The sequence below is a fragment of the Gemella parahaemolysans genome, assembly GCF_053758945.1.
In genome coordinates, this window is sequence record NZ_JBSMTP010000001.1 from 287,233 (window position 1) to 312,440 (window position 25,208).

Consider the following 25,208-nt stretch of genomic DNA (forward strand, 5'->3'; position numbering starts at 1 on the left):
CGAAAATGATCAATATCAATATAAAAGGTCTTTTAGTTGATGCTGATTTTTTAATGAATTATAAATCTTATAACTTATCTGGAGAGGAAGCTATGTTTCTTCTTCAGATAAGTTATTTGACAAATCAAGGAGATTTACCATTTTCAATAGACTTATTTAAAAATGAATCAAATAAATCAGAAAATGAAATCTTTTCTATGCTTGATAATTTAGTTAATAAAGGATGCATTGTTATTTCAGCTGAAAGCAAGTTAAATTTTATTATTTTTAATAATAAGGAAGATTATTATACTCTGCGTGAGTTATTAAAATTAACAGAACGTGTAACTGGAAGAATATTAACTTCTAAAGAGATTGATATTGTAACTTCTTGGTTTGAAAAAAATTATACAAAACAGCAGATAGATGAAGCATTAACTTTATCTAAAAATATTAGTTATGTTAATGGTATATTAAATAACAAAGTAAATAAAGATATTCAATCAGAAAGTGGAAGTAGTTTAGGTTATGACTGGTTTAACAAATAGACAAAAAAAGAATAAAGCAAAAAAAGTCATGGAATATTTGGATAAAGTATTTCCTGATGTAGAATGTGAACTAGATTTTTCTAATAATTTGGAATTAGTTATTGCTGTTCTTTTATCTGCTCAGTGTAAAGATGAGTATGTAAATAGAGCAACAGTTGGGTTGTTTGAGAATTATAAGACAATCGATGATTATGCTGATGCTAAGGTGGAAGATATAGAGAAGTATATTCGAACACTAGGGCTTTATAAGGCAAAATCTAAAAATATAGTTGGTATGGCTAATATGTTAAGGGATGTTTACGATTATAAGATTCCACAGACTAGAGAAGAGTTAGAAAAACTACCTGGTGTAGGAAGAAAAACTGCAAATGTTGTTCTTTCTGTTGGATTTAATATTCCCGCGATTGCTGTTGATACTCACGTTGAACGAGTAGCGAAAATGTTTGGATTAGCAGATTTAACCGATACGCCACTTCAAGTAGAAAAAAGTCTTATGAGTGTTTTCCCTATGGAAAGTTGGGGGAAAATACATCATCAACTAATTCATTTAGGTCGATATAAACTCCCTGCAAGAGGGGAGCGAACTATTGATCCTGAATTAGAAAAATTATTAGTATTGAAATAAGAGGAGAAGGAATATGTTAATCATATTTATATTAGCGTGTTTTCTAATATTGCTAGATCAACTTAGTAAAAATTTTATAGTTAATCATTTCTCGTTAGGAGAAAGCAAGGAAGTTATAGCAAATTTTTTCAGTATCTCATCTCATAGAAATAGAGGAGCTGCATGGGGGATTCTACAAGATAGTCGTCTATTTTTCTTAGTTGTTACGATTATTTTTGTGGCCATTTTAACATATTATCTATTAAAACAAAAAGATTCTTTATCTGTCTTTGATAAGGGGACATTTGCTTTAATATATGGTGGAGCAATAGGTAATTTTATTGACAGATTAACAAGACATGAGGTTGTTGATTTTCTTGATTTTAGAATATTCGGTTATGATTTTCCTATATTTAATTTAGCAGATTGTTTTATTTGTGTAGGAGTATTATTTTTACTATATAAGATTTACAAAGAAGACGAGAAATAATAATAAAGGGGCTGATCCAAAAGTCCTAAATTTAAACAAAGTGTATATGATAACTCATAGACGCAGTGGTTTATTGATATTTAAATTCGCTTTATAAAAGCTTTTAGATATCTAATAAACTGTGCGGGAGTGACTCGATAAAATCGATTTCTTCAAAATCGCGATTTTTGAGTCACTCCCTCTTTTTTTGTTATAATAAAAGTATATTAGTATAAATTCAAAGGAGTTTTAAATGTATTATTGTACTTATGAAAGCAAAATAGGACTTTTATATTTAATTTCAGACGGTGAAAGTCTTTGTGGGTGTTATTTAAAAAATCAAAAGTATTTTCCTAATGACATAGGTGAATATCTATTAAATGAAGAATTAGATATATTTGTAAAGTCTAAAGATTGGTTAAAAAAATATTTTAATGGTGAGAATCCAAGTATAGATGAAATCCCTTTGAATTTTATTGGGACTGAATTTAGAAAAACAGTATGGGAAGTACTCAAAGAAATATGCTATGGAGAGCTAGTTACATATAAACATATAGCAGAAAAAATTGCTAAGACTAAAGACTTAGAAACTATGTCAGCTCAAGCAGTTGGAGGAGCAGTTGGGCATAATCCATTGTTAATTTTTATTCCATGTCATAGAGTAATAGGGGCAGACGGAAGTTTAACAGGTTATGCTGCCGGTCTTGAAAATAAGAGATTTTTATTAAATCTAGAATCTGATAATAATCATTATTAATTAAAGGATGAAATACCATTCAACAATAGAAGGATATACAAAAATATGGTATAATTAAATAGATTAAATTCTTTTTTAGGAGAAATAAATGAACGATAAAAAAATAGTATTTATGGGAACTCCAAAGTTTGCTGTTCCTGTTTTAGAAATGTTAATAGAAAATTACGGAGTAGATTTAGTAATCACTCAGCCAGATAAAAAAGTTGGTAGAAAGAAAGTACTAACACCACCTCCAGTAAAAGTTGTAGCTTTAGAAAATAATATTAAAGTATTACAACCCGAAAAAATATCAACAGATGAAGAGACTTATAATACATTAAAAGAGTTAAACCCGGATATTATTATAACTGCCGCCTATGGACAACTTGTACCAGAGAAGATTTTAGAAATTCCTAAACATAAGTGCATTAATGTCCATGGATCATTATTACCAAAATTACGTGGAGGAGCACCTATTCAGTATTCAATACTTGAAGACCATGATAAAACAGGTATAACAATTATGTATATGGTTAAGAAACTAGATGCAGGAGACATGTTATCAAAAGTAGAGGTTGATATTCTTGATAGTGATAATTATGAGACTTTACATGATAAACTTTCAATAGCTGGTCGTAATCTATTAAATGAAACTCTTCCAAAAATCTTTAGTGGTGATATTGCACCAAAAAAACAAAATGATGAAGAAGCTACGTTTGCTCGTAATATCTTAAGAGAAGATGAGAAAATTGATTGGAATACTTCAGCTAGAGATATATTCAACAAAGTTCGTGCATTAGATCCAACACCTGGGGCATTTACTTATTTAGAAGGAAATGTGCTAAAAATTTGGTCTAGTGAAGAAGTTAAACAAGACATTGAGTCTAATTTTGATAGAGTTGGAACTATTATTAAACAAGATAAGAAACACATCTATATTCTATGTGGTAATAAGACAGTGTTAAAAGTAAATGAACTTCAAGTTTCTGGTAAAAAACGTATGCCAGTAGTTAATTTCTTATCTAATAAGAAAGACTATGTGGGAACAGTATTAGGTGAAGAAAATGAGTAGCATTAATGCTAGACATATTGCATACGAGGTTCTATATACAATTATTCAAGAAGATGGTTATAGTAATATTACCTTAAATAAATATTTTAATCAGTATAAGGTCGAAGAACAGGATAAGAGATTTATCAGTGAAGTAGTATATGGAACTATAAAAAACAAATTGTATTTAGAACACACTCTTAAATCTTATTCTAAAGGTAGAGTAAAACCTAAAGTTAAAGTTATTTTATTAATGAGTATTTATCAATTGCTTTTCATGGATAAAACACCCAATTTCGCAGTTATTGACGAAGCTGTAAAATTAAGTAAGAAAATTGCAGGTAATATCACAGGAAAATTCGTCAATGGTATTTTAAGAAATATTGAGCGAAATGCTAATAATTTAGATCTTAAATATAAAAATGCAACTGAAAAGTTCTGTATAGAAAATAGTTGTCCAAGTGAATTATATAATATACTTAAAGAACAATACGGAGTTGAAAAAGTTCAAAAAATAGTTGTGTCTTTTAATGAAAAGAGCAAAAATAGTATTAGATATAATCCATTAAAAATTACTAAAAAAGAGTTAATAGAAAAATTAGGGGATGCTGTTAGTGAGAGTGAAATCTGTGAAGACAGCCTAGTTTTAAATAAATTAAACTTAGATAGTAGTTTATTTACAAAAGGATACTATATTGTCCAAGATGAGGCAAGTGCTCTTGTAGCAGCATCGATTGGATTACCAGTTGATAAAGAGTATGAAATACTTGATACTTGTGCCGCTCCTGGTGGTAAAAGTTTGCATATAGCTAGTAAGTATTTTAATTCTAGTTTAATTTCATGTGATAAATATATACATAAGCTAAAATTAATTGAAGGTAATAAAGAGAAGCTTGGAATTACCAATATTGAGGTTAAAGAACAAGATGCTACTCTAAACAATACTTTATTTAACAATAAGTTTGACATAGTAATCTGTGATGTGCCATGTTCAGGAATAGGGGTTATAAAAAACAAACCTGAAATTAAATATAAAATCACAAATTCGTATGTTGAAGATATTGCTAAACTTCAATATGATATTTTAGACAATAGTAAACACTATGTAAAACAAGAAGGAATTTTAATGTATTCAACTTGTACGATTGATAAGAGAGAAAATATAAAAAATATAGAGAAGTTTTTAAAAGAGAACAAAGATTTTAGTTTAGAGAGTATTTCTCTAAAAAATAGTATTGTAAAAACGAGAGAAAATGGTGTATTAGAAATACTACCTGATGAGTATAGTTGCGATGGATTTTTTATCGCAAAACTTAAAAAAACGGAGGAAAAATGTTAATTTCAGATTTTAAAGGCTATAAAAAGTCTAGATGGTTAAAAGATTTTGATAAAATGTCTATATATTCTATAAGACTTGATCAATTAGAAGAATATATTGTAAGTATCGGTGAGAAAAAATTTAGAGCGAAACAAATCTTTGATTGGCTATATAAAAAGAGAATTACAGATTTTTCAGAAATGAAAAATGTACCTAAGTCTCTACAAGAAAAACTTGCTGAAGAATTCGAGATTACAACTCTAAAAACAATTATTAAGCAAGAATCTGCTGATGGAACAATGAAATTCCTATTTGAGCTACAAGATAAGTATACTATTGAGAGTGTTCTTATGAAAAATAAATACGGAAATTCACTATGTGTAACAACACAAGTAGGTTGTCGAATTGGATGTACTTTCTGTGCTTCTACACTTGGTGGTTTAAAACGAAACTTAGAAGCAGGAGAAATTGTATCTCAAGTATTAAAAGTCCAACAAGAGTTAGATAAAAAAGGTGAGCGTATCTCAAGTATTGTTATTATGGGTATCGGGGAACCATTTGAAAACTACGATGAAATGATGGACTTTATTAGAATCGTAAATAGTGACGAGAGCTTTAATATTGGGGCCCGCCATATTACTGTTTCAACTTCTGGTATTGTACCGAAAATTTATGATTTTGCGAATGAGAAAGTACAAATTAACTTTGCGGTATCATTACACGCGCCTACTAATGAATTACGTAGTAAAATCATGCCGGTCAACAGAGCATATAATATTGATAAGCTTATGGAGGCTTTAAAATATTACCAAGAAACTACTAATCGTCGTATTACGTTCGAATATGGTTTAATGGGGAAAGTAAACGATCAAAAAGAACATGCGGAAAAACTATCGGAAATTATAAAAGGTTTAAACTGCCACGTTAACTTAATTCCGATTAACTATGTGCCTGAACGTAACTATGTAAGAACTAGTAAGAGTGACATTTTCGCATTTGAAAAAATTCTTAAGAAAAATAAAGTTAATGTAACAATTAGAAGAACACAAGGTGATGATATTGATGCTGCTTGTGGTCAACTTCGTGCAAAAGAACGTAAGGATGAGGTAAAAGGAGGAATTCCAGATGCCACTAGTATATTCGTATAATAGTAATAAAGGTAGAAAAGAAAAAAATGAAGATGCAATTTCTGTTGTAAAAAATAAACAAGGTGAAGTGCTTGCTGTTGTTTGCGATGGTGTAGGTAGTCATAGTAATGCAGCATATTCAAGTAATTATATTGTGGCAACCTTAGAAAAAGAGTGGCAAAGTTTAACTTTTGCTAACTTTAATAATATGAAAAATTGGCTTTGTGACAAAATAGAAAAATTAAATTTAGAATTATTTAATAAATCTCAAGAAAAAAATAAAAAAATGGGGACTACTATTGTCGCAGTAGCCACATTTGCCAATAAAGTTGTTGTTTATAATATTGGTGATAGTAGTGCATACGGCTTGACTAAAGATAATGAGATGAATATTGTCACTACAGAAGATTCATTTGTTGGAGCATTAATAGATGCTGGAGCAATAACGCATGAAGAAGCAAAAACTCATCCAGAACGACACGTACTAACTCAAGCTTTAGCTACAAAAAATAATATTAATTTGCATACATTTATTGACGAATTAAGCAACTATGATTATTTTTTACTATGTTCAGATGGTTTAACAAACATGATAGAAAATGAAGAGATTCAAGATATAGTTAGAAACAATGAATTATCGACATCTGTAGAAAAGCTTATAAAATTATGTGTAATTCGAGGAGGAATAGATAATATATCAGTGGCTATAATAAAAAATCTAGGGGGTGTAAACCATGATAAATAAAATTATATGTAATAGATATAAGATTTTAGATCATCTAGGTACTGGTGGAATGGCTACTGTGTGGTTGGGTTATGATACTATTTTAGATAGACAGGTAGCAATTAAAACATTTAAAATTGATGCGAATGATGAAGATGCGGTAAAAAGATTTAATAGAGAAGCCAAAGCGGTGACTAGCTTGTCTCATCCTAATATTGTTTCTATTTATGATGTAGAAAATGAAGGCGAATTTTATTATCTTATTTTAGAATATGTAGAAGGAATGACGTTAAAGGATTATATGATTAAAAATCCTCGTATTCCAATTGAAACAATAGTTCATATTGCTAAACAAATTGCAGCGGGTCTTAGTCATGCACATCAAAACGGGATAATTCATAGAGATATTAAACCTCAAAATATTTTAATGAATGAAAATTTAACATGTAAGATAACTGATTTTGGTATAGCAAGAGCCTATGGTGATACTACTCTTACGCAAACAAATCAGATGTTGGGAACTGTTTACTATTTATCACCAGAGCAAGCGCGTGGGAATGTTGCTACAGCCCAAAGTGACATTTACTCATTAGGAATTTTAATTTTTGAGATGATTACTGGTCAGATTCCATTCAAAGGTGAATCTGCAGTTGCCATTGCTTTAAAACACCTACAAGAAGAACTCCCTGATATCGACAAATATAGAGAAAATGTACCTCAAAGTGTAAAAAACATCGTACTTCAGGCTACTATGAAAAATCCTAATGAAAGATATATTAGCTCTAAAGAGTTATTTGAGGATTTAAGTACGGTTCTTAATCCAGAACGTTTATATGAAAATAAATACACTGGTTTTAAAATCCCAGCACAACCCATAAATAATTATAATGAAACTCAATATATTGATAACAGTATTAATAACGATCAGTACGGTTACAATGATTACACTACTACTGATGATGATTATGAATATGAACAGGATAATAGAAAGAGTAATCGACGTTATCAACAAAGTAATAATCAAAAAAATAATTATACTAATGTGAGTAAAAAAGACGAAAAAGAGGAAACATCAAAAGCTAAACATGTATTTCTTGCAATATTAGCTATTGTTACTATTGTAGTAGGTTCATTCTTTATTTACAATTATGTTAGTGATTCCAACAGTGTTTCGGCACCAGATGTGCGTAATAAATCACTAGAAGAAGCTAAAGTTACTATCGTTAAAGCTGGTCTCGAAGTAGGAGATATTACAGAAATCGCAAGTGATGATATAAAAGAAAATATTGTTATAGATAGTGATCCTAAGGCCGGTAAAAAAGTAAAAAAAGGCTCTAAAGTAGATTTACGTGTTTCTTCAGGTAAAAAGACAATAGATATGCCAAATTTTGTAGGTCTAGATGAAGAAACTGTTAAGAAAAACGCATCAAAACTAGGATTTAAAAATATAACAGTAGAGAAAGTAGAAAGTAATAATTATGATACTGGAAAAGTTGTTTCTCAAAATATTAAAGCTGGTATGGAAATAGTACCAAAAGAAAAAGAGTTGATATTACAGGTTTCAACTGGTAAGAAAAGAATTGCTATGCCTAACTTAGTTGGTGAAGATATTAAAAAAGCAGAAAATACAATTTCGGCATATGGATTTAAACAAGTATCATTTAAAGAAGAGTACTCAGATAAAGATGCTGGATTGGTTATTTCTCAAAATATTAAATCGGGTTCTAGTATTATACCAAGTGAAGAGAATTTAGAAGTTATTGTTTCTAAAGGAAAAGATAAAACTTCTTCTCGTGAGGAGACAACAAATGATTTAAGTACTGATAAGAAGTCAAATGAAGATAAAAAATCAAATGAAGATAAGTCTACTAAAAATAATTCTATTCGAAACAACTCAAATAATAAGAATACTAACTAATTAATGATTATAAAAGCACAGGGGAGATAGGAATTTCAACTGTGCTTTTTAACAAAAGTTATAAATTGATTATATGGTGATTAATATGAATTTAACATTACAAAAAAAATTAGAGTTACTACCTGATAATCCAGGCTGCTACTTATATAAAGATAATATTGGAGAAATTATATATGTAGGTAAAGCTAAAAATTTAAAAAATCGGGTTAAAAGCTATTTTACAGGTACACATAATAAAAAAACTCAAACTTTAGTTTCAAAAATTGAAGATTTAGAATACATAATAGTAAACTCGGAAAAAGAGGCGTTGTTATTAGAGAATAACCTAATAAAAAAACATAGGCCTTACTTTAATATTCGATTAAAAGATGATAAAAGTTATCCGTATTTAATGATAACTAAAGAAGAACATCCTAGACTATTAATGACAAGAAAGTATAAAAAAAATAATAAAAATATATATTTTGGACCTTATGTTGATATAAAATCAGCTACAGAGGTAAAGAAAATATTAGATAAAATATACCCATTAAGAAAATGCAACCCAGTAGAAAAGAGACCATGTATGTATTATCAAATAGGTGAATGTATAGGTCCATGTGCCAAGAAAATTACAACAGATGACTATAAGAATCAGATTTCTAAAATTAAATCTTTCTTAACGGGTAATACTAAAGAGATATTATCAGACTTAAAAAATAAAATGCAAAATCATGTTAAAAATCTAGAGTTCGAAGCAGCGGGACAAATACATAGTTATATTAAATCAATAGAAATTTCAGTTCAAAATCAAGTTGTTGCAGATAGTACTAATGTAGATAGGGACTATATTGGATTTTCTTTTAATAGTGATCATATATGTATACAAATATTTTTATCTAGATTAGGAAATATTATAGAACGTAAGGTTGAGTACTTTAACTTATACGATACTCCTGAAGAAATTTTATATTCATACTTGTTACAATATTATTCCCTAAATAAACTTCCGAAAGAAATATATATTGATGATATTGATGAAAATTTACTTTCTGATGTAGTTGATTGTAAAGTTATAATTCCAAAACGAGGTAATCATAGAAAAATATTAGATACAGTAAAAGAGAATGCAACTTATTACTTAAATAATAATCTAGCCATTGAAGAACTTAAAGAAAGAAAATTACAAGTTACACTTAATAACATTGCTGAAAAATTAGGTGTACAATCTGTAAATAGCATTGATGCTTTTGACAATTCTAATATAATGGGCGTTGATGCAGTTTCTGTGAAAGTAAATTTCACCAATGGTAAAAAGAATACTTATAATTATAGAAAATTTAAAATTGATGAATCGATGGGAATTAATGATGTCCAAACTATGAGAGAAGTACTTTATAGAAATTATAAAGATAAAAAGACCAATACAGAACTACTAATAGTCGACGGTGGAAAGAATCATCTTAATGTAGCTATTGATGTAGTTCATAAAACTCTCGGTCTAGAACAAATTAAGATTATTGGATTAGCAAAAAATGATAGACATATAACAGAGTACATTATTACCGATGATTATGAAATTATAGAATTTCCTAAAACTTCAGCAGAGTATTTATTTTTAAAGCAAATACAAGATGAGGTTCACAGATTCGCTATAACTTATCACAGAGCGATAAAGAATAAAAATATGTATAAATCTAGCCTTGATGATATTCAAGGAATTGGCAAAGTTAGAAAAAATCTATTGTTAAAATCGTTCTCTTCATTAGAAGAAATCAAGAATGCAGCAGATGAAAAGCTCTTAAAACTAGGTATTCCAAAAGATGTAATTAAAAATTTAAAGAAAAAATTATAATTTATTAAGTTATCCATATTTTTAAAATAAAACATACGGATAACTTAATTTTTTTGAATAAATCTATAGTAATATTACTAAAAGTATGGTATAATAACTTAAAGAAATTATAAAAGTCGAGGAGGCAACTATGAAATTTTTATCATTCAGTTATAACGATAAAGAATTATATGGAGTAAAAGTAAAACGTGAAGAAAGTGCATGGAACTTAATTAAAGTATTTGAAGATTTTGATAACAATGATACTATTCCGCAATCGTTAAGAGAAGCAATCGAAATATATGGGGTTTCATTTATAGAAAAAGTTCGAAAAGTACTAAAATTAGTTGAAGAAAGCAGTGATGCTGATAACTATAAAGTATCATTTGATAAAATAATTTGGCGTTCGCCTATTACGAGAACACCAAAAAACATTCTTTGTGTTGGACACAATTATGAAGCACATGTAAATGAGCTAGGTGACGAATTAGCAAAAACTCCTAAAGATGTTCTTATCTTTACAAAAGCCACAACAGCTTTAGCTGGAAATAATGAAGTAGTGCCATCTCATAAAAATATTACAGATAGCTTAGATTTCGGAGGGGAACTAGCTGTAGTAATAGCAAAACCAGGTAAAAATATACTAAAACCTCTAGTTTTAGATTATATTTTTGGATATACAATTATGAATGATATCACTGCTACAGACTTACAATATAAACACGGTCAATTTTTCCTAGGGAAATCACTAGAAAAATCAGCACCAGTAGGACCTTACTTAGTTACAAAAGACGAGGTTAGTTCACCTGAATCTATGAGTATTGTAACAAAAGTTAATGGTGAAATTAGACAAAATGCTATGACTTCAGAAATGTTATTTAGAATTGATGATGTATTAGCAGAAGTTAGTAAAATTGTTCCTCTAGAGGCTGGAGATATTATTGCAACAGGAACACCTGCAGGAGTTGGTTCTGCTCAAAATCCACCAGTATACCTTAAAGCTGGAGATGAAATTAAAATAACCGTTGAAGGAATTGGTACATTAACTACAGTTATTGGAGACTAAGTAGAAAGGAATAACAATGGCGAAGAAAGCAAAAGATAAACAAGTTACACACATTGAAAAAGACGATTTAAAAGCACGTCAAGCCGCTATTAATGAAGCTATTAAAGTTATAGAAAAAGAGTACGGTAAAGGTGCTATCATGGATATTTCCTCTGAAAATCCTATTAAAGTAGAAGCTGTGTCTTCTGGATCATTAGCAATCGACTCAGCTTTAGGTATAGGAGGATATCCTAAAGGTCGTATTGTTGAAGTATATGGTCCTGAATCATCAGGTAAAACAACAATCGCACTTCATGCTATTGCTGAAGTACAAAAAACTGGAGGAATCGCTGCATTCATAGATGCTGAAAATGCCCTAGACATTGAATATGCTAAAGCATTAGGAGTTGATTTTACTCCTGGTAAGTTTTTCTTATCACAACCTGACAGCGGTGAACAAGCACTTGATATCGCTGAAAAACTTATCTTATCTGGTGCGATTGATATAATAGTAATTGACTCAGTAGCTGCATTAGTTCCAAAAGCAGAAATTGATGGTGTTATGGGGGCGAATCATATTGGGTTACAGGCTCGACTTATGTCACAAGCTCTACGTAAATTAACTGGGCAAATAAACAAAGCCAATACTATTGCACTATTTATTAACCAACTTCGTGAAAAAGTTGGGGTAATGTTTGGTAGTCCTGAAGTTACAACAGGAGGTCGTGCATTAAAATTCTATTCAACTGTACGTATTGATGTACGTAAAGGAGAAGCAATTAAAGGTGCTGATAGTGAAATTTTAGGAAATAGAACTAAGATTAAAATTGTAAAGAATAAAGTTGCTCCACCATTTAAAGTCGCTGAAGTTGATATTATGTTTGGTGAAGGAATTTCAAAAATCGGGGAAACTCTTGATTTTGCAGTTGATTTAGATATTATTAACAAATCTGGTTCATGGTTCTCATATAATGGAGAGCGTTTGGGTCAAGGACGTGAAAATGTTAAAAAAGTATTCGAAGAAAATGAAGAACTATATAATGAAATTTACGGCCTAGTAAGGGATGAAATTATGAGTAAAACTGGGAAAAAGAATAACTCAGCAGATGAAGAAGAATCAAATGATAATATTGATGAACTTGATTTAGGGATAGAAACTTTAGGTGAGGTTGAATAGTAATATATGAATAAAAAATTATTTAAAATTGTATTATGGTTAATGATTTTTATTATATTAGCTAGTGGATTTATTTCAGCTATAGCAATATTCTTATAATCTAGATACATAGCAAATAAAAGGGGAGGCCCCAAAAGTCATAAATTTTAAAAAAGTTTATATGAGAACTCATAGACGCAGTGGTTTATTGATATCTAGACTCGCTTTATAAAGGTTTTTTAGATTCAAATAAACTTTGCGGGGGTGACTCGACAAAATCGATTTCTCTGAAATCACGATTTTTGAGTCACTCCCTTTTATTTTGAAAATATGATAAAATATTTTTAGAGAATGAATAGGAGAAATAATAGTGAATTTAGTACAAAATATGAACGATAATCAGCTAAAAGCTATATTAAAAACAGAAGGTGCTGTAATGGTTATAGCTGGAGCAGGTAGTGGTAAAACTCGTGTTTTAACAAATAGAATAGCTTATTTAATTTCTGAAAAGAATATATTAGAGAATAATATCTTGGCTATTACTTTTACGAATAAAGCTGCTAAGGAAATGAAAGAAAGAATATATGCTTTAGTTGGTGAAACTTCAAAATATATTTGGATAAATACATTCCACTCTATGTGTGTAAGAATTTTACGTCAACACATAGAACTTTTAGGATATAATAAAAACTTTACAATACTAGATACTAGTGAGCAAAAAAGTATAATTAAAAATATAGTTAGATCTTTAGATCTATCAGAAGATGCATATCAACCAGCTAACGTATTAAAAATAATTTCAAATGCAAAAAATAATTTAGTTTCTGTAAAAAAAATGAGAGAACAATCTCGTTTTGGATTTATGAAAAATGTAGCAGAAATTTATGCACACTACCAAAGTTATTTAAAGAAAAATAGTGTTTTAGATTTCGATGATTTAATGCTTAAAACAATTGTATTATTTAAAAAATTCCCTGAAGTTTTAGCGATTTATCAAAATCAATTTCAATATATTCATGTTGATGAGTATCAAGATACAAACGTTATTCAATATAGATTAATTAAAATGTTATCAGAGGTACATAAAAATGTATGTGTAGTTGGTGATGATGATCAAAGTATTTATAGCTGGCGTGGTGCGTGTAGTGATAACATAATAAATTTTGAAAAAGATTTTGACAATGTTGAACTAATATTTCTTGATCAGAATTACCGTTCTAATTCAACAATTCTTGATGCTGCTAATGCGGTTATTAAAAACAATACTGATAGAAAAGAAAAAGCTCTATGGTCTGAAAATAAAGGTGGAGGTAAAATATCTGTTTATGCTGCTTCTAATGATAAAGATGAAACAGATGATATTGCTAAAAAAATACTTGAATTGAAAAAAGAAGGTATCGATTATAAAGATATTGCGATTTTATATCGAGCTAACTACCTTTCACGTCAAATGGAGAATTCATGCCTATCTTTCGGGATACCATACAAGTTAATTGGTTCTCTTAAATTCTTGCAACGTCAGGAGGTACGTGATTTACTTGCATATTTAAACGTTATTGTAAATAGAGCTGATGAGTTTAGTTTAAGAAGAATTATTAATGTACCAAAACGAGGTATTGGTGCCAGTTCTATGGATAAAATTGATAAGTATGCAGAACAGTATGGTATTTCATTATTCGAAGCTTTAAAAAATATAGAAGCAATAGGAGTCTCTAAAAAAATAATTACTAACATCAAATTACTGACTAATCTAATTGAAAAATATTCAGAAGTAGAAAAATACTCAATAGATGAGTTAATTATTGGAATTTATAAAGACTCAGGTTATGAAAGTATGTTAAAGGAATCCAATGATCCTTATGCAGAAAGTAGAATCGAAAATATTTCTGAGTTAGTATCTTCTGCTAAACAATTCTCTAGCATGAATGATAGTCTTATTGATTTCATTTCGGAAATGTCGCTAACTTCTGATTCTGATGATGAGAACCAAGAAGACGCTGTGGTACTATCGACAGTCCATGCTTCAAAAGGATTAGAGTATAAAGTAGTCTTTATAATGGGGTTAGAGGAGAATTTATTCCCATCTATCAGAGATGCTGAGAGCAGTGCTGACGAGAAGAACAAGATGGAAGAAGAGCGTCGTTTAGCCTATGTTGCTATTACACGTGCAAAAGAAAGATTATTTATGTCTTATGCAAATAGGCGAATGCAATTTGGTTCTATCAAGATGAATAAACGTTCTAGGTTCTTAGATGAAGTTCCTAACAAATTAATGCATTTTGAATCTTCATTTGGAGGAAGTTTTGAAAGTACTGATTCAAATGTAGATCAAGCTAATAAGTTTATAAGTAGGCTTAGTCCAAAAATTAAGATCTCAGAGAAACCTAAGTCTTCAGTTAGTACAAATTATGTTATAGGGGACACTGTACTTCATAAAAAATTTGGAGAAGGCAAGATCCTAGACATATCTAAGGATAGTGTAAAAGTTGAATTTGGTGAGGTTGGCGTGAAAACTTTATTAATTGAGTATGCTAATCTAACTAGAAAGGATTAATAAATTATGAAACAAATTCAAGAAGAAATTTTTAAACTAGTTTCACTACTAAATAAACATTCATATGAGTATTATGTTGAAGATAATCCGCAGATAACGGATACTGAGTATGATACTCTATATAAACAATTAGAGAAACTAGAAGAAAAATATCCTGAATTAATACTAGAAAATTCTCCCACACAAAGAGTAGGGGATAGGGTTCTCGATGAGTTTGAGAAAATTACTCATAAAGTACCGATGTTAAGTTTATCGAATACATTCTCTACTGAAGACTTAAGAGATTTTGATGCAAGAGTATCAAAATTAGTCCCAAGTGAAAATGTTGAGTATATATGCGAATTAAAAATAGATGGTCTTGCAATTTCTATTAACTATGAGAATGGTAAATTAGTTAGTGCAGCTACTCGCGGAGACGGAACTGTTGGTGAAGATGTTACTGAAAACATAAAAACAATATTTTCGATTCCAAAAGTGTTAAAGGATAAAAGATCCTTTGAGGTTAGGGGAGAAGTTTATCTGCCAAAGAAATCTTTTAATATCCTAAATAAAGAGCGTGAGGCAAATAATGAGGTATTATTTGCTAATCCTCGTAATGCAGCAGCAGGATCTTTAAGACAACTTGACTCTAAAATAACAGCTAAAAGAAGATTATCAGCATTTATTTATTCAATAGTAGATGATGATAGTATTGTTTCTCAAGAAAATGCATTAAATATAGCTAAGGAATATGAACTTCCTGTAAATCCTAATTTCAAACTTTTTAAAAGTATTGATGAAGTAATTGAGTATATTAATTACTGGGCAGAACATAAAAAAGATTTACCATATGATATAGACGGAATTGTAATTAAAGTCAATTCATATGGAATTCAAGAACAAGTAGGGTATACTCAAAAAAGTCCGCGGTGGGCTACAGCATACAAGTTTCCTGAAGAAGAGCTCGCAACTAAATTACTTGATGTAGAACTTAGTGTAGGTAGAACTGGGATAATTACACCTGTTGCTATACTTGATCCAATTGTAATTTCTGGTTCCACAGTATCTAAAGCATCTTTGCATAATAAGGATATTATTGATGAACTTGATATTCATATTGGAGATATGGTAGTAGTAAAAAAAGCAGGTGAAATTATTCCTAAGGTAGTTCGTGTAGTTAAAGAATTAAGAACTGAAGGAACTACAAAATATCAAATGCCATCTACTTGTCCATCATGTCAACAGGAGACTTGTGTGAAAGAAAATGATCCTTTTACACGATGCAAAAATCCAGATTGCCCCGAGCAAAATATTAGAAGAATAATCCATTTTGCTTCAAGAGATGCTTTGAATATAGAAGGATTAGGTGATAAAGTAGTAGCAACTTTATATGATAAGGGGTTTATTAGTCATACAATAGATTTATATTCATTAGATAGAAATAAGCTTATTAATTTAGAAAGAATGGGCGAGAAATCTGTAGATAATCTATTGAATGCGATAGAAAAATCAAAAGAGAGTTCGTTAGATAAAGTAATTTTTGCACTTGGAATACTAAATGTCGGTAAAAAAGCAGGAAAGCTACTTGCAGAAAAATACTTGAATCTTTCTAATTTTATGAATGCAACTTTAGAGGAGCTTATTAACCTCGATGATGTTGGTCAAATCACAGCGGAATCTATTTTAGACTATTTATCTGATGAAAATAATATTAAGTTCATAAATGACTTGATTAATATTGGAATGAATCCTCAATATGAAGTAAATGCAGTGAATACCGATAATATATTCTCAGGGAAAACAGTAGTATTAACTGGTAAGCTTGTTGAATTAACAAGAAATGAAGCAAAAGAATTTTTAGAGAAAAATGGAGCAAAAGTTACTGGAAGTGTTACTTCAAAAACTGATCTAGTAATTGCAGGTGAGAAAGCAGGTTCTAAACTCGCTAAGGCCGAACAATTAGGAATCGAAGTAATTAACGAAGAACAATTTGCTAACATGGTAAGAGAGGTGAAATAATGGATAATAAATTACCGTATAAAGTTTTTGGGATTGTAATTGTGTTCGTATCAATAATTACATTTTTCATCATGAACTACAATTCAGTACCAGTTTCATTTATATTTTTTACTATTAAATTACCTTTAACAATACTATTCTTCGTATGTTTCTTTATGGGAATAATAGCTGCTAGTTTTTATTGGTATCAAAAATATAAAAGTTTAGCTAAAAAATATGAAAGAACAGAAAAACTATTATTTACTAAGGAAAAAATTGAAGATAAAATGGAATAAATTACATTTTTCGAAAGAAAAGGGGTGAGAGAATGGGCATAAAATATAATTGGATATATCCAAATTACGATGAAAATTTTATTAAAGAATTAGAAACATATAGTATCTCTAAAAATATTGCTAAAATATTAAATGCTAGAAATATTACAGATATGACTTCCGTTAAAAAGTATTTTTCGGATGAATATGAAGAAGGATATGATCCATTTTTAATGCATGATATGCAAAAAGCTGTAGATAGAATAAATGATGCTATAGAAAATGAAGAAAGAATTCTAGTCTACGGAGATTATGATGCGGATGGAATTACTTCAACAGTGTTATTAGTAGAGACATTAATATCTATGGGGGCCAATGTATCATCTTACATACCAAATCGATTTGAAGAAGGATATGGACCAAACAAAGAAGCTTTTACAAAGATTATTGATTCAGGAATAACTTTAATTATTACAGTCGATAACGGAATTGCAGGTGTGGAAGAAGTTGATTTAGCAAATGAATTGGGTTGTGATGTAATTATAACAGATCACCATAAAATTCAAGATACTATACCTAATGCATATGCTATAATTCATCCGGAACATCCAGAAGGAGACTATCCATTTAAGAAATTAGCAGGAGTCGGCGTTGCATTTAAATTAGCCCACGCATTATTGGAAATCTTCCCTGACTTTTTATTGGATTTAGTTGCGATTGGTACAATAGCGGATATGGTATCAATTACTGATGAAAATAGAATATTTGTAAAGCAAGGTTTAGAATTAATAAATGAAGATCCACGAATAGGCCTTAAGATGTTACTTGAATTGTCAGGTATAAATACAAAAATAGACGAACAAACTATAGGTTTTTATATAGCACCTAAATTAAATTCAATAGGTAGAATGGATAGTGCTAAATTAGGATTAACCTTCCTAATGGCAGAAGATCCAGTAGCGGCAAAATCATTAGCTGAACAAATTGAACAATATAATATACAACGAAAACAAGTTACTGAAGATATTGTAAAAGATGTAATAAGTAAAATTGAAAATTCAAATAAAAAAAAAAAGAATATTATTATGGTTTCTGGTGAATACCACGAAGGTGTATTAGGTATAGTAGCATCTAATATTGTTGAAAAATATCAAAAACCAGTGTTTATTATGAATAAAAAAGAAGGTATTCTTAAGGGGTCTGCAAGAAGTATTTTTGATTTTAACATCTATGTAGCAATGAATAAAATTTCTAATTTATTTATTGCGTTCGGAGGTCATACATTAGCTGCTGGTTTCTCATTTGATGCGAGTAATTTTGATAAAATTGAAGAATTTTTAGATAATGAATTTGAAGAATTTAAAAAACATAACGAATTAAAATCAAGTAAGAAGATTGATATAGTAACTTCACTTGAAGGTATTAGTTATCAGTTTTTTAATTCTTTAGATGTATTAAAGCCTTATGGTATGGATTTCGAAAAACCTAGTGTATTAATAGAAAATGCAATGGTTCTTAATAAAGCATATTTTGGTTCTGAAAAACAATATTTGAGACTTACAATTGCTGATGAAGTAGGTAATCTTGAGTGTATCAGTTTTAAAGATATTTCAGTATTCGATAAAGTTGAGAAAAATGACATTATTGATTTGTTATGTACGTTGGATAAAAATAACTTTAATGGACGATCAAAATTACAAGCTCACATTATCGATATAAATATTAAAGAATTTTTATTTGAAGATTTACGATTTATCAATTATGATATTTCAAAAATTGACAAGACTAGTTTAAAATTATCAAAGTATAAAAGCGATAAAGATAATAATTTTTATTTATATAAAGATATAGACAAGTTAAATACTAATTTTGAATATATTTATTTACTAGATATACCCGCATCTAAAGAATATCTAAACAAAATAATAAATCTAAAACCTAAAAAAATATTTTTAATATGTGAAGAGAAACAGGTTTTATCTGATGTGTATCTTATTGATAAAAATAGATTAATTAAATTATTTAATTTAATACTTTCAACAAATAATAAACAAATAAATGTAACTCAACAATTAGATAAATTACTAACCGCATTAAAAACAAATGTGGATAGTTTAAAAATTATGGTACAAATATTTAAAGAATTAGAGTTAATTAACTTTGTAAATAATACAATAATACTTAATCCAAATTATAAAACCGTTGATTTGAAAAAATCATCAAGTTTTATAAGAATGGAAGAAATTTTCGAAGTTGAAACTTTACTTTTAAAAGAAAATATAGCTAATATCAATAAAATACTTGAAGTTTAATATAGATTAAAGGAGATTTATAATGAAAATTTTATACTTTTGGGATGCATACTGTGGTTGGTGTTATGGATTTAATAAAATATTTACTAAGTTTTATGAGAACCATTCAGACGTAGAAATTGAAATAATTTCTGGTGGATTATTCTTTGGAGACAACAGTAAAAAAATCAAAGAATATGGATATTTTCAGGAAGGAAATAAAAAAATTTCTGAAATGTATAATGTAGAATTTGGAAAAGAATATAATAAAGTAGTTGAAGAAGGCGAAATGATACTAGATTCTATTCGTCCTGCAATAGCTATGGATGTTGTAAAGGAGCTAATACCTAATTCACAAATATTACACTTCGCATATGATGTTCAATGTAAATTCTTTATTGAAGGAAAAAGTCTTAGTGATGTTCAGACATATGTAGAATTAAGTAAAAAATATGGAATAGATAGTTATGATTTTGCTTTAAAATTAACTATTGCATTCAAAAATTCTAATCCTATTCATCCAGATTTTATAAAAACTCTGAATTTAGGAATTGAATCATATCCAACTGCAGTTATGGAAAAAGATGGAGAATACTATGACTTAAGAGGATATGCAACAGAACCTGAAGACATTGAAACTCATTATAATTTAATAGCAAAAAGATTTTAACTATTTATATTAATTATTTTTCATTGTGGCAAATTTATGAACGAAAATTATTAGGTGATAATCCCATGAATTCAGTATTTCATATACTTAATTTATAAGATTATCATCTAATTTTTTTTTATTTTTAACGTTTTCTCTTGTATCTTTTATATTGTTGTAGTATAATAGCCTTATAATTAATCGATATTGATTATCATTGTTTTAATGGAGGAACATAATGAACAAAAAATATAATAATAAATTAATTATTGGATTGGCTGTACCTATTTATTTAAGTATAGGTTCTGTTGATTTCAATAATTCTAAATTAAATATTGATTCTAATGTGGTATATGCACAAGATCAACAAAGTACAGGTTTTAAAGTATACGAACCAGAGATTGGATCAAGTAATTCATTAGAGATTGCTGTTGAAGGTCAAGATACATCAGATACACTTTTTAAGAGATACTGGAATAAAATTGATAAACTATTAATAGATGGAAAAGATTTCGGATTTAATAGTGAAGCATCTTCTTCAAAAAATTATTCATTATTTGATAGTGTTATTTATGTTAATAATAGTGAAATAACTAATCATTATAATAAACAAGATAAACATAAAATTGAATTTATTTTTAAAGATGGATCAAAAGCTGTATATGAAGATAAAGGGTATGTAGATCCAACAGCAAAACCAAAATTAATTAATGAAGGTTTAAAAATTTTAGAACCACAAGTAGAAAATGACTCGCTAATCTTCTTCTTAGAAGGTTCTGACCTTTACAAAAACTACTGGTCAAAAGTAACTAAACTTACAGTTGATGGAAAAGATTTTGGATTTGATAGTCAAAATACTAACAGTAAATTTTATAAACTATATGATGGTCAAGTGACTGCTGTAGATAAAGCAATAACTGAGCATTATAAAAAACAAGATAAGCATAAAATTGAATTCACATTTACTGACGGTTCAAAAACAACTTATGAAGATACTGGTTATGTTGAGCCTAGTAATGAAGCATCAACATCTGCAAAAGAAAGTTCAACTGATTCTAACAAACCAGCTACAAATGCTAAATATACTATTTCCAAATTAGATCAAGGTAAAAACTGGAAAGATGAAAAACACTTAACTTTAGAATTATCTGACACTTCAGTTTATGATAATTTTGTTGATGAAATCGCTAGTGTGACTCTAAATGGTACTACTGTAAATAAAGATGTTTTCAAAGATAAAGTAGAAACTTCAAAATATCTTGGAATCAGAATCTTTAACGAAGACTTAGTTAAGGCTTTAAAAGATTCAGACAATAAACTAGAAGTCAAACTTGCTGATGGAACAATAATTTCATATCCAGCGGCGACTGATAAAAAAGAAGATGTAAAACCTGCAGAACCAAAACAAGATACACCAGCTACTAGCACATCATATGCTCAAAAAGATTTAGTTTCTAAAGTGGAAAAAAATAGCTATGCTGATGAATTAAATATTACACTTGTTGATGGATTTAAAGCGGAAGATGTTCTTAAAAATACTAAAGAAGTAATTATTAATGGAAAATCATTTGATAAATCACTATTCAGTAAAAACTGGAAAGATCAAATAGTTACTTTCGATGATGGTGGAGAAAGTCTTAAAGCATTTAAAGCTTGGAACTTTGATGGAGATAATACAATTGTATTTAAAGCAAATGACGGTAGCGAAAGTAAAACATATACTACTGGTAATAAAGTAGTTGAAGAAAAACCAACACCAGAAAAAACTCCTGAAAAACAAGAGGAAAAAACTTATTCTCTTACTGATAAATTAGAAGATGGTGAATATACTTTAGGATTTAACGCTTTATACGCTGATGGAAGACAAGGAACTTCAATGTTAGAAGGATTCTTTGATAAAAATGTGAAATTAGTAGTTAAAGATGGAAAAATGAGTATTACAATGTTAAATACATTATTTGCTCATGGTTTATATGATTTTGCTATTCAAAATAAAGGTAAATGGGAATCAGGTGTGAAAGAAAACTTTGGTGAGAAGAACTCAGCAGGTCAATATGACAGAGCGTTATTTACACTTCCGGTTGAAGATCTAGACCAAGTACATTTAGGTGGTGTTATAGTTTCTTATATGGGCTCTTTAGAAAGCGATAAAGGAAACTTTGATAAATATACGACAGTTAAACTAAAATTCAAACCTGAGATCAAAAAAGGATGGAATGGATTTGAGTTAGTAGAGAAAAATAATGAAGAGCGTAAGAAAAGTGATGACTTACTTCAAAAGAAATTAATTGCTAATGGCGTAGATACTAACAAAGACGGTAAAGTAACAGAAGATGAATTGAAAAACTTCACTGGTGATATCAATATTGGTTCATTAGAAATTGATGGAAAAGTTGATAAAGGTGCTATTTACAATCTTGATTTACTAAAACACATGGGACCTGGTGTTAAATCATTCTCATCTGATAGTAATAACTTCGGTGAATTACCTGAAGATTTATTTAAAAATGCAGTTAATATTGAGCGTATTAACTTAGGAGGAAATGGTGTTACTAAACTACCAGGTAACCTATTCGCTAATAACAAAAAATTAAAAACTGTGAATTTATCTTCTAACAACTTAGGTAATATCCCAGAAAACTTGTTTGCAAATAATTCTGAATTAGAATCTGTTGAATTTAGTCAATCATGGTTATCAACATTACCAGTGAATGTATTTGCTAACAATAAAAAACTAAAAACAGTAAGTTTATCAAACAATAAGATTGTTTCACTTCCAAATGATTTATTTAAAAATAATACAGGTTTAACATTCTTATCTGTAACTGACAATGAACTTACTAAACTTCCTGACAGTGTTGCTAATTTAACTTCTTTAACACAGTTATATGCAGCTAACAACAAATTAACATCACTTCCAGAAAATGGAGTTAATTTCACTAAATTAAATACTCTAGCTCTAAATAACAACCATATTTCTAGTTTATCTGATGAATTATGGAAAACACTAGCAAAAAATAAAGCAACAGTAAGATTAGTAAATAACCAAATTAGTAATATACCATTAGAATTAATTAAAGCAAATGGTAGTCTGCATATCCTTGATATTGCTAATAACAATTTACCGGCAACATTACCGTATAATGATTCTGACACAAAACTATTAGGAATTTCTCCTGAAGTAACACAAGGTTACTATCCACAAAAACAAGCTATTGAATTAAATGTTGTAGCAAGAGATAATAAGGTCACTATTCAACCTAAAGATGAAAAATTAACAATTCTAAATCTTCTACACTGGTATAGAGGTCGTTCTGAGTTCTACGGTGGAGAAGGTATCTTACAAGGATTAGATAAATATAAAGAATTCCTAAGTAAACAAACAAAACCTATGGCCGAACTACTTAAGAGCGATGACTATGGTCGTAACTGGTATATTGTTACTAAGGTAGAACGTATCCGCGATAATGAAGTTAAAGAACTTAGTTCAACAAGTGTCTCTAATGAAGATGATAGAAAATTAGAAATTACTGATAATGATATGAAAGCTGGAGATAAATATAGAATTACTAAAATTTTATTCGAAAAAAATGCTACAAATATCGACGATAAATTAGTTGAACTTGTAACGACAGTTGAGGCTGATGTTAAGAAAGAAGAACCAAAAGTTGAAGAAAAACCTCAAGTAACTCCGGAGCAGCCAAAACCAGAGGAGAAACCACAAACAACACCTTCTGAACAACCTAAACCTGAAGAAAAACCTCAAGTGACGCCTGAACAACCTAATACACCTCCACTAGAAGATAAGAAAAATAATGTAACTGATACTCTTATTGCTAAATTACCTGGAGATGAAGAAGTAACAGTTCAATTCAAGGCTAAAGATGTTACTGGAATTCACTTTGTTGCTCAAAATTCCAATAAACAAAAAGTAAATGAAGTAAAAGAATTAGTTAAAAATCTAGCTGATAACTTAAATGTTGTTAAAACTTTAGATTTATTCTTTACAGATGATAATGGTAATGTAATAAATAAAGATGGTGAAACTAGAATAGTTACCGTGACTGTACTAGCTAATGAGAATGAAACACTAGAAGTATACTATGTAAATGGTAATAGATTAGAGAAAGTTCAAAGTACTTACAGTGATGGAAAACTAACATTCTATACAGATCACTTTAGTACATATACTATTGTTTCTAAAGCTAAAGAAACTAAGAAAGATGATTCTTCTCCTAAACTAAACAATATACTACCTAAAACTGGTTTAACTGAAAATAGTGTAGGATCTGTGCTATTAGGATTACTAGGAGTGGTTCTAGCTGCATTAGGAATTAGAAGAAAAAGATAGTAAATCATAATTTTTGATTATTCATAATACAAATAAAATAATAAAGAGCGATATTTATTGATTAATATATATCGCTCTTTATTATTTTTAAATTATTATATATAGAATTTCATAAATAATATAACTCGAAAAAAGTATTAGTATAAGATTCATATAAATTCTTAATTTCTCTCTGAAAATTACTGAAATTATATCAATAATTATTACTCCGATAACCGCACCTAAAGTATTGTCAATTAAATCTGTTATATCTGGAAATCCAATTGTTAAAACATATTGTGTGGATTCATAAATTAAGCTCAACATAAAGCCTAAAATTATTGCTTTAAATCCTGAAGATTTAGGGTATAATAATTTTATATAGAAACTAAAAGGGATAAAAAATAGAATATTTAACAAGACTTCTAATATGTCGAAGTTCCCATTTCTAAATGGAACTAAATTAATAGATCTCCAAGTTATCCCTGGATGAAGAAGTACTTGTGGATGTTTAATCCAAGAAAGATTACTACTTTTAAGCAAGGTCCAATCCATTTTAGCAATAATTACCCATGAAAGTATGAATAAATATACACAGAATAGAATAAATGTTAATTTTCTACTATTTAGTAACGATTTCAAAA

The 25,208-nt window shown here is 29.0% G+C and carries 19 protein-coding genes; 18 read left to right on the forward strand and 1 reads right to left on the reverse strand.

The features are described 5' to 3' along the window. Positions 1-5: 5 nt before the first annotated feature. The 18 genes from ACWOBP_RS01295 to ACWOBP_RS01380 all read left to right on the forward strand — a co-directional run bounded on the left by ACWOBP_RS01295 (position 6) and on the right by ACWOBP_RS01380 (position 24,585). Positions 6-527: a DnaD domain protein gene (locus ACWOBP_RS01295; protein WP_455337120.1), complete on the forward strand. Its 522-nt coding sequence runs from the start codon at positions 6-8 to the stop codon at positions 525-527. Next, positions 508-1,152, forward strand: coding sequence for an endonuclease III (gene nth / locus ACWOBP_RS01300; protein ID WP_294683310.1), 645 nt, complete (start codon positions 508-510; stop codon positions 1,150-1,152). Before ACWOBP_RS01295 ends, nth begins: the two co-directional genes overlap by 20 nt. A 13-nt stretch (positions 1,153-1,165) precedes the next feature. Further along, positions 1,166-1,621: a signal peptidase II gene (gene lspA, locus ACWOBP_RS01305; RefSeq protein WP_455337121.1), complete on the forward strand. Its 456-nt coding sequence runs from the start codon at positions 1,166-1,168 to the stop codon at positions 1,619-1,621. A 232-nt stretch (positions 1,622-1,853) separates the two neighbouring features. Then, positions 1,854-2,357 (forward strand): methylated-DNA--[protein]-cysteine S-methyltransferase, encoded by a 504-nt coding sequence (locus ACWOBP_RS01310; protein ID WP_455337122.1) that lies wholly within the window; start codon positions 1,854-1,856, stop codon positions 2,355-2,357. A gap of 88 nt (positions 2,358-2,445) precedes the next feature. After that, on the forward strand, positions 2,446-3,408 hold the full coding sequence (fmt, locus tag ACWOBP_RS01315) for a methionyl-tRNA formyltransferase (protein ID WP_455337123.1): 963 nt from the start codon (positions 2,446-2,448) through the stop codon (positions 3,406-3,408). Then, positions 3,401-4,726, forward strand: a complete 1,326-nt coding sequence (rsmB, locus tag ACWOBP_RS01320; protein WP_455337124.1) for a 16S rRNA (cytosine(967)-C(5))-methyltransferase RsmB — start codon at positions 3,401-3,403, stop codon at positions 4,724-4,726. The genes fmt and rsmB overlap by 8 nt, the downstream gene beginning before the upstream one ends. Beyond that, a complete protein-coding gene (rlmN, locus tag ACWOBP_RS01325; protein ID WP_455337125.1) occupies positions 4,720-5,853 on the forward strand; it encodes a 23S rRNA (adenine(2503)-C(2))-methyltransferase RlmN in 1,134 nt (377 codons plus the stop codon). Before rsmB ends, rlmN begins: the two co-directional genes overlap by 7 nt. Further along, positions 5,831-6,577, forward strand: coding sequence for a protein phosphatase 2C domain-containing protein (locus ACWOBP_RS01330; RefSeq protein WP_455337126.1), 747 nt, complete (start codon positions 5,831-5,833; stop codon positions 6,575-6,577). Before rlmN ends, ACWOBP_RS01330 begins: the two co-directional genes overlap by 23 nt. Then, positions 6,567-8,474, forward strand: coding sequence for a Stk1 family PASTA domain-containing Ser/Thr kinase (gene pknB, locus ACWOBP_RS01335; protein WP_455337127.1), 1,908 nt, complete (start codon positions 6,567-6,569; stop codon positions 8,472-8,474). The genes ACWOBP_RS01330 and pknB overlap by 11 nt, the downstream gene beginning before the upstream one ends. An 85-nt stretch (positions 8,475-8,559) precedes the next feature. Next, complete coding sequence (gene uvrC, locus ACWOBP_RS01340) at positions 8,560-10,308, forward strand: excinuclease ABC subunit UvrC (protein WP_455337128.1); 1,749 nt, start codon at positions 8,560-8,562, stop codon at positions 10,306-10,308. Between the two features lie 130 nt (positions 10,309-10,438). Beyond that, positions 10,439-11,353 carry a fumarylacetoacetate hydrolase family protein gene (locus ACWOBP_RS01345; protein ID WP_455337129.1) on the forward strand — a complete coding sequence of 305 codons (915 nt, stop codon included), beginning with the start codon at positions 10,439-10,441 and terminating at the stop codon, positions 11,351-11,353. Positions 11,354-11,369: 16 nt separating this feature from the next. After that, positions 11,370-12,509 (forward strand): recombinase RecA, encoded by a 1,140-nt coding sequence (gene recA, locus ACWOBP_RS01350; RefSeq protein ID WP_455337130.1) that lies wholly within the window; start codon positions 11,370-11,372, stop codon positions 12,507-12,509. 349 nt (positions 12,510-12,858) lie between these two features. Beyond that, complete coding sequence (locus ACWOBP_RS01355; protein ID WP_455337131.1) at positions 12,859-15,042, forward strand: ATP-dependent helicase; 2,184 nt, start codon at positions 12,859-12,861, stop codon at positions 15,040-15,042. A 6-nt stretch (positions 15,043-15,048) separates the two neighbouring features. Beyond that, positions 15,049-17,040: an NAD-dependent DNA ligase LigA gene (ligA, locus tag ACWOBP_RS01360; protein ID WP_455337132.1), complete on the forward strand. Its 1,992-nt coding sequence runs from the start codon at positions 15,049-15,051 to the stop codon at positions 17,038-17,040. Continuing rightward, positions 17,040-17,315 carry a DUF1049 domain-containing protein gene (locus tag ACWOBP_RS01365; protein WP_455337133.1) on the forward strand — a complete coding sequence of 92 codons (276 nt, stop codon included), beginning with the start codon at positions 17,040-17,042 and terminating at the stop codon, positions 17,313-17,315. Before ligA ends, ACWOBP_RS01365 begins: the two co-directional genes overlap by 1 nt. A 32-nt stretch (positions 17,316-17,347) precedes the next feature. After that, positions 17,348-19,606, forward strand: a complete 2,259-nt coding sequence (gene recJ, locus ACWOBP_RS01370; RefSeq protein WP_455337134.1) for a single-stranded-DNA-specific exonuclease RecJ — start codon at positions 17,348-17,350, stop codon at positions 19,604-19,606. Positions 19,607-19,628: 22 nt separating this feature from the next. Next, on the forward strand, positions 19,629-20,255 hold the full coding sequence (locus ACWOBP_RS01375) for a DsbA family protein (RefSeq protein ID WP_455337135.1): 627 nt from the start codon (positions 19,629-19,631) through the stop codon (positions 20,253-20,255). Positions 20,256-20,472: 217 nt separating this feature from the next. Further along, positions 20,473-24,585 carry a leucine-rich repeat protein gene (locus tag ACWOBP_RS01380; protein WP_455337136.1) on the forward strand — a complete coding sequence of 1,371 codons (4,113 nt, stop codon included), beginning with the start codon at positions 20,473-20,475 and terminating at the stop codon, positions 24,583-24,585. Between the two features lie 87 nt (positions 24,586-24,672). Here ACWOBP_RS01380 and ACWOBP_RS01385 read toward each other — a convergent pair whose 3' ends face one another. Further along, positions 24,673-25,206, reverse strand: coding sequence for a VanZ family protein (locus tag ACWOBP_RS01385; RefSeq protein ID WP_455337137.1), 534 nt, complete (start codon positions 25,204-25,206; stop codon positions 24,673-24,675). Between the last annotated feature and the right edge of the window lie 2 nt (positions 25,207-25,208).

Excerpts from the sequence above, each read along its gene's own strand:
- ACWOBP_RS01345 (WP_455337129.1), top strand. The coding sequence starts at position 10,439 with ATGAAATTTTTATCATTCAGTTATAACGATAAAGAATTATATGGAGTA.
- ACWOBP_RS01295 (WP_455337120.1), top strand. The coding sequence starts at position 6 with ATGATCAATATCAATATAAAAGGTCTTTTAGTTGATGCTGATTTTTTA.
- recA (WP_455337130.1), top strand. The coding sequence starts at position 11,370 with ATGGCGAAGAAAGCAAAAGATAAACAAGTTACACACATTGAAAAAGAC.
- pknB (WP_455337127.1), top strand. The coding sequence starts at position 6,567 with ATGATAAATAAAATTATATGTAATAGATATAAGATTTTAGATCATCTA.
- ligA (WP_455337132.1), top strand. The coding sequence starts at position 15,049 with ATGAAACAAATTCAAGAAGAAATTTTTAAACTAGTTTCACTACTAAAT.
- fmt (WP_455337123.1), top strand. The coding sequence starts at position 2,446 with ATGAACGATAAAAAAATAGTATTTATGGGAACTCCAAAGTTTGCTGTT.
- ACWOBP_RS01310 (WP_455337122.1), top strand. The coding sequence starts at position 1,854 with ATGTATTATTGTACTTATGAAAGCAAAATAGGACTTTTATATTTAATT.
- ACWOBP_RS01380 (WP_455337136.1), top strand. The coding sequence starts at position 20,473 with ATGAACAAAAAATATAATAATAAATTAATTATTGGATTGGCTGTACCT.
- lspA (WP_455337121.1), top strand. The coding sequence starts at position 1,166 with ATGTTAATCATATTTATATTAGCGTGTTTTCTAATATTGCTAGATCAA.
- ACWOBP_RS01330 (WP_455337126.1), top strand. The coding sequence starts at position 5,831 with ATGCCACTAGTATATTCGTATAATAGTAATAAAGGTAGAAAAGAAAAA.
- ACWOBP_RS01365 (WP_455337133.1), top strand. The coding sequence starts at position 17,040 with ATGGATAATAAATTACCGTATAAAGTTTTTGGGATTGTAATTGTGTTC.
- nth (WP_294683310.1), top strand. The coding sequence starts at position 508 with ATGACTGGTTTAACAAATAGACAAAAAAAGAATAAAGCAAAAAAAGTC.
- rsmB (WP_455337124.1), top strand. The coding sequence starts at position 3,401 with ATGAGTAGCATTAATGCTAGACATATTGCATACGAGGTTCTATATACA.
- ACWOBP_RS01375 (WP_455337135.1), top strand. The coding sequence starts at position 19,629 with ATGAAAATTTTATACTTTTGGGATGCATACTGTGGTTGGTGTTATGGA.
- uvrC (WP_455337128.1), top strand. The coding sequence starts at position 8,560 with ATGAATTTAACATTACAAAAAAAATTAGAGTTACTACCTGATAATCCA.
- recJ (WP_455337134.1), top strand. The coding sequence starts at position 17,348 with ATGGGCATAAAATATAATTGGATATATCCAAATTACGATGAAAATTTT.
- rlmN (WP_455337125.1), top strand. The coding sequence starts at position 4,720 with ATGTTAATTTCAGATTTTAAAGGCTATAAAAAGTCTAGATGGTTAAAA.